At 61.2% G+C, this 3,355-nt stretch carries 3 protein-coding genes; all 3 read left to right on the plus strand.

Annotated elements, in window-relative coordinates:
- The first annotated feature begins 81 nt into the window (after positions 1 to 81).
- Genes ACRESD_RS19835 through ACRESD_RS19845 form a run of 3 tightly spaced genes read left to right on the plus strand, consistent with a single transcriptional unit; the run spans position 82 to position 3,242 of the window.
- Complete coding sequence (locus ACRESD_RS19835) at positions 82 to 909, plus strand: ABC transporter permease (protein WP_431752453.1); 828 nt, start codon at positions 82 to 84, stop codon at positions 907 to 909.
- Between the two features lie 2 nt (positions 910 to 911).
- Complete coding sequence (locus ACRESD_RS19840) at positions 912 to 2,531, plus strand: ABC transporter ATP-binding protein (protein ID WP_431752454.1); 1,620 nt, start codon at positions 912 to 914, stop codon at positions 2,529 to 2,531.
- A gap of 9 nt (positions 2,532 to 2,540) precedes the next feature.
- Positions 2,541 to 3,242, plus strand: coding sequence for an NAD(P)H-dependent oxidoreductase (locus tag ACRESD_RS19845; protein WP_431752455.1), 702 nt, complete (start codon positions 2,541 to 2,543; stop codon positions 3,240 to 3,242).
- Positions 3,243 to 3,355: the final 113 nt, after the last annotated feature.

The raw sequence follows: 3,355 nt of genomic DNA on the forward strand, positions 1-3,355 counted from the left end.
ACCTACATCCTGCTCAACACCGGGGCGGACGTGTTGTCCATCGCCAGCAACCCACGCCTGATGCATCCGAAGGGGTAGACCATGAGCCTGTTGAGCCACGTGACCAGGGCGCCGTTGAGCGCCAAGTTCGGCCTGCTGATCATTGTGTTGTACATCGCGGTGGCGCTGTTCGCCCCGTTGCTGGCGCCTTATGGCGAAACCCAGGTGGTGGGCGAGGGCTTCGCGCCGTGGAGCGGCCAGTTTTTGCTGGGCACCGATAACCTGGGGCGCGATATGTTCAGCCGCCTGGTGTACGGTGCGCGCAACACACTGGGCATCGCGTTCCTGACCACTACATTGGCGTTTTTGCTGGGCGGCTTGAGCGGCTTGGTGGCGGCGATCAAGGGCGGTTGGATCGACCAGGGGTTGTCGCGGGTGGTGGATGTGCTCATGGCCATCCCGCAACTGATCTTTGCGTTGTTGATCCTCAGTGTGGTGGGGACCAACGCCACTTCGCTGGTGCTGGTGATCGCCCTGCTGGATTCGACCCGGGTGTTTCGACTGTCTCGCGCCGTGGCGATGACCGTGGTGGTGCAAGACTTCGTCGAAGCTGCACGCCTGCGTGGCGAGGGCTTGTGGTGGCTGGTGACACGCGAAGTGCTGCCCAACGCCGCCGCGCCGCTGATTGCCGAATTCGGCCTGCGTTTCTGCTTTGTGTTCCTGTTCATCAGCGCGTTGTCGTTCCTGGGCCTGGGCATTCAACCACCGACTGCCGATTGGGGCAGCATGGTCCGCGACAACGCGGTGTTGATCACCTTTGGTGATATCAGCCCGCTGTTGCCGGCCTTGGCGGTCGCGTTGATCACCGTCAGCGTGAACTTTGTCGTTGACTGGGTACTGCATAAATCCAGCGGCCTGAAGGAGTGTTGAGGATGGAAAAGCCATTGCTGGAAATCCGCAACCTGCAGATTGAGGGGCATTACGAAGAGGCCTGGCATCCGCTGATCAAGGGCATTGACCTGACCTTGCAGCGCGGCGAGGTGTTGGGACTGATCGGCGAGTCGGGGGCGGGCAAGTCCACACTCGGCTTGGCGGCGATGGGTTACGCGCGAGAGGGTTGCCGGATCATCGGTGGCTCAGTGTGTTTTGACGGTATTCAGTTGCTGCAGGCCAAGCCGGAAGCGCTGCGCCAGTTGCGCGGCTTGCGTATCGCCTATGTGGCGCAAAGCGCAGCAGCATCCTTCAATCCGGCCCATCGCCTGATCGATCAACATGTGGAGACGGCGGTGATCAACGGAGGTATCAGCCGTGCCCAGGCCGAGCGTGAAGCGGTTGAACTGTACCGCGTGCTGCGCCTTCCCAACCCCGAGGCCATCGGCCAGCGTTATCCTCATCAAGTGTCCGGCGGGCAGTTGCAACGGGTGATGACGGCGATGGCGATGGCCTGTCACCCCGATCTGATCATCTTCGATGAACCCACCACGGCCCTCGACGTCACCACCCAGATTGAAGTGCTGTCGGCGATCCGTGATGCGGTGAAAACTTTTGGCAGTGCCGCGCTGTACATCAGTCACGACCTGGCGGTGGTTGCACAGATGGCCGACCGCATCATGGTGCTGCGTCACGGCAAACTGGTGGAAGAGGCAGACACCCGCAGCATGCTCAGCCAGCCGCAGCAGGACTACACCAAGTCCCTGTGGGCGGTGCGCAGTTTTCGTACGGAGCCCAAGGTGTGCCCGGCCCAGGAAAGGCCGTTACTGGAGGTGTGTCAGGCGAGTGCCAGCTACGGGCATCAACCGGTGCTGCATGAGGTGTCGATGCAGCTTTACCGTGGTCAGACCCTGGCGGTGATTGGCGAGTCGGGCAGCGGCAAAAGTTCTACTGCACGCCTGATTACCGGGCTGCTGCCGGCCACGGCGGGGCACGTACTGTATGACGGCGAGGCGCTGCCGGTGGATTTTCGGCAGCGCAGCAAAGAGCAGTTGCGGCGTATCCAGATGATCTACCAGATTCCCGATACCGCACTGAACCCACGCCAGCGCATCGTCGATATTATCGGCCGGCCGCTGACGTTCTATCTGGGGCTGAGGGGCAAGGCGATGCGCGCCCGCGTTGCCGAGCTGCTGGAGATGATCGAACTGGACCCGGCAACGTTCATGGAGCGACAGCCACGGGAACTGTCCGGTGGGCAGAAGCAGCGCATCTGCATTGCTCGTGCCCTGGCAGCCGAGCCACAGGTGATCATCTGCGACGAAGTCACTTCGGCCCTTGATCAATTAGTGGCCGAGGGCGTGCTGAAGCTGCTCAACCGCATTCAACAGCAACTGGGCGTGGCCTATCTGTTTATCACCCACGACGTCGCCACTGTACGGGCGATTGCCGATGAAGTGGTGGTGATGCAGCGGGGCAGGGTGGTGGACCACGGCAGCCGCAGTACGATTTTTACCCCGCCGTATCAGGACTACACCGGCCTGCTGTTTTCATCGGAACCGGAGATGGACCCGGACTGGCTTGATCATTTGCTGGCCCAACGGGCCGCGCACACCGCTTGAGGAGTTCACATGAAGGTTTTGATTGTTCACGCGCACCCTGAACCGCAGTCGTTTACGGCTGCCTTGCGTGACCAGGCCGTCGCCACGCTGGAAGGCCAGGGACATGCGGTAAAGGTCAGTGATCTGTACGCCATGCAGTGGAATCCGGTAGCGTCGGCGGCGGATTTTTCGTCGCGGGAAAACCCCGATTATCTGGTGTACGCCCTGGAGCAGCGTCTGGGTGTCAAGAAGCAGTCGATCGCAGCGGATATCCAGGCTGAGCTGGACAAGCTGTTGTGGGCCGACCTGCTGATCCTCAACTTTCCGATCTTCTGGTTCTCGGCACCGGCGATGCTCAAGGGCTGGATCGACCGAGTGCTGGTGTCGGGTGTGTGTTATGGCGGCAAGCGTTTCTACGACCAGGGTGGGTTGGCGGGCAAGCGGGCGCTGGTCACAGTGACCCTGGGCGGGCGTGAGCATATGTTCGGCGAGGGCGCGGTGCATGGGCCGCTGGAGGACATGTTGCGACCGATCCTGCGCGGTACGCTGGCGTACGTGGGGTATGACGTGCTGGCGCCGTTTGTGGCGTGGCATGTGCCGTACATCAGTGCTGAGGCACGGCAGGATTTCCTGGTGGAGTACGATCAAAGGCTACAAGGGTTGGCGGATGATCAGCCCCTGGTGTTCCCAAGGCTGGCACAGTTCGATGACGCGCTGTACCCCCTTTCTTGAGCCGAACATCGTTCAAATGTGGGAGCAGGCTTGCCTGCGATAACGGTACATCAGCTACGGATTTGTAGCTTGGCACTCCGCCATCGCAGGCAAGCCAGCTCCCACATTTTGAT

The sequence above is a fragment of the Pseudomonas sp. genome (assembly GCF_050739995.1).
Classification (GTDB): Bacteria; Pseudomonadota; Gammaproteobacteria; order Pseudomonadales; family Pseudomonadaceae; genus Aquipseudomonas.

Bases quoted from the DNA above. Each gene is read 5' to 3' on its own strand.
- ACRESD_RS19835 (WP_431752453.1), top strand. From the start codon at position 82: ATGAGCCTGTTGAGCCACGTGACCAGGGCGCCGTTGAGCGCCAAGTTC.
- ACRESD_RS19840 (WP_431752454.1), top strand. From the start codon at position 912: ATGGAAAAGCCATTGCTGGAAATCCGCAACCTGCAGATTGAGGGGCAT.
- ACRESD_RS19845 (WP_431752455.1), top strand. From the start codon at position 2,541: ATGAAGGTTTTGATTGTTCACGCGCACCCTGAACCGCAGTCGTTTACG.